This window comes from Anabaena sp. UHCC 0253 (assembly GCF_009712085.1).
Classification (GTDB): Bacteria; Cyanobacteriota; Cyanobacteriia; order Cyanobacteriales; family Nostocaceae; genus Dolichospermum.
In genome coordinates, this window is record NZ_VILD01000024.1 from 2,501 (window position 1) to 3,963 (window position 1,463).

The following is a 1,463-nucleotide window of genomic DNA, read 5'->3' on the forward strand; positions in this document are numbered from 1 at the left end:
GTTTGTCTCGATTTGGTACCGGTCTCCCAGCCCGCACCGAAACAGTGCTTTACCCCCCAAATTTAACCATTACCGCTGCGCCTCAACACATTTCGGGGAGAACCAGCTAGCTCCTGGTTCGATTGGCATTTCACCCCTAACCACACCTCATCCGCCGATTTTTCAACATCGGTCGGTTCGGACCTCCACTTGGTGTTACCCAAGCTTCATCCTGGACATGGTTAGATCACCAGGGTTCGGGTCTATAAACACTGATTTATCGCCCTCTTCAGACTCGGTTTCCCTTTGGCTCCAGCATTCTCGCTTTAACCTACCAGTGCCTATAAGTCGCCGGCTCATTCTTCAACAGGCACGCGGTCATCCGTTAAATCGGACTCCCACTGCTTGTAAGCTTATGGTTTCATGTTCTATTTCACTCCCCTTCCGGGGTTCTTTTCACCTTTCCCTCGCGGTACTTGTTCACTATCGGTCACACAGTAGTATTTAGCCTTACGAGGTGGTCCTCGCTGATTCACATGGAATTCCTCGTGCTCCATGCTACTCGGGATTCAGCTACTATCCTTTGACTTTCGATTACGGGACTTTCACCCCCTCTGGTACAGTATTTAGCTGTTTCGTCTAGTCTCCGGGATTCGATATCGCTGTCCCACTACCCCAAAAGGTAAACCCTTTGGTTTAGGCTTTTCCCCTTTCGCTCACCACTACTTAGGGAATCTCTAGTTTGATTTCTCTTCCTCCAGCTACTAAGATGTTTCAGTTCGCTGGGTTGGCTCTTTCCTGTCTATATATTCAACAGGTAGTACATAGGGTTGCCCCATTCGGATATTTCCGGCTCATAGTTTGCTTCCAACTCCCCGGAACATTTCGTCGGTAACCACGTCCTTCTTCGCCTCTGTGTGCCTAGGTATCCACCATTAGCCCTTATTAGCTTGACCACTTTTTCTTTGCATCCACATCTTTCCATGCGTCTGCCTGCTTCTTCTCTTTCTCTTATGCAGTTTTCAAGGTTCTGGCTGGAATTCAACCCAGCAGTCTAACTCTTTTTGTTAGGTGCTGACTTTTATCCTGTCAATTAATTCTTTTATTTCGTGAACTAAGCCGAATAATACTTTGAAAGATTTATACCAATCTCGACCGACCTAGGATAGACCAATTTAGTTTCTATTAACAACTCACATTGTTTTCGATTTCTAAATGGATTAGGTCTCCCTAAAAGGAGGTGATCCAGCCACACCTTCCGGTACGGCTACCTTGTTACGACTTCACCCCAGTCATCAGTCCTACCTTAGGCATCCCCCCCCTTTCGGTTGGGGTAATGACTTCGGGCGTGACCAACTTCCATGGTGTGACGGGCGGTGTGTACAAGGCCCGGGAACGAATTCACTGCAGTATGCTGACCTGCAATTACTAGCGATTCCTCCTTCACGAAGGCGAGTTGCAGCCTTCGATCTGAACTGAGCTCC

2 rRNA genes (1 of these 2 cut by a window edge) are annotated in these 1,463 nt (G+C 48.0%); both read right to left on the reverse strand.

Going from position 1 to position 1,463, the window contains the following annotated elements:
• Window positions 1-935 (reverse strand): 23S ribosomal RNA (locus tag FJR38_RS27435) (it extends 1,899 nt beyond the left edge of the window).
• Between the two features lie 277 nt (window positions 936-1,212).
• A 16S ribosomal RNA gene (locus tag FJR38_RS27440) occupies window positions 1,213-1,463 on the reverse strand; the annotation flags it as partial.